The organism is Georgenia daeguensis (assembly GCF_039537705.1).
Taxonomy (GTDB): domain Bacteria; phylum Actinomycetota; class Actinomycetes; order Actinomycetales; family Actinomycetaceae; genus Georgenia; species Georgenia daeguensis.
Genome location: NZ_BAABBA010000093.1, coordinates 1 through 720 on the forward strand (window position 1 = coordinate 1; position 720 = coordinate 720).

The following is a 720-nucleotide window of genomic DNA, read 5'->3' on the forward strand; positions in this document are numbered from 1 at the left end:
ATCGCGGTGTGCGCGGCCAGCAGTACCGTCAGCGCCGCACGAGCCCGGGTCGAGCCCCGGACGGCGCCCCAGCCGTCACGGACCGAGGGGCGGGCGGTCACAGCGCGACCGGCAGCTGCGGGGACCGCCGGGGCCGTTGACGGCGCGGCGTCGAGCGCCTGGCGGAGAAGGAGCGGGTCCGGCCGCAGACCGACCTGCAGCAGGACGGCACCGAGCACCATGCCTGCACCGGAGATGAGGAACGGGCCGGCTTCCACGGGGAGGTCGACGGCCTGGGCCAGGGCTGCGCCCGGTACGACCATGTTCGGGCCGGCCACGGCACCGATCGTCACCGCCCACACCACCAGGGAGAGGTCCCGGCCTCGGTGCTCGGGACGTGCCAGGTCGGTGGCGGCGAACCGGGCCTGCAGGTTCACCGCCGAGGCGACGCCGACCAGGAAGGCGCCGAGGAGGAGCAACGGGAACAGTCGCCAGACGGTCGCGCCGACGATGAGGGCGGTCCCCAGGGTCGCCGCCGCCAGGCCCGTCGTGAGGGCGGTGCGACGTCCGTGTCGCACCGCCAGGGCCGAGAGCGGTACCGCCAGGAGGGCAGCCGCCAGGGTCAGCGCTGTGGTCGTTGTGCCGGCGAATGCTTCGTTCCCGGACAGGTCGACGGCGAGGATCGAGCCGAGCGCCAGGGTGGACCCGTTGCCCAGGGCGCTGAAGATCTGCGCGAGGGTC

Annotated in this window: 1 protein-coding gene; it reads right to left on the minus strand. The window is 74.4% G+C overall.

Annotated elements, in window-relative coordinates; translation table 11 throughout:
* A partial coding sequence (locus ABD774_RS21555; RefSeq protein WP_345045842.1) for an MFS transporter occupies window positions 1-720 on the minus strand: 720 nt, incomplete at both ends.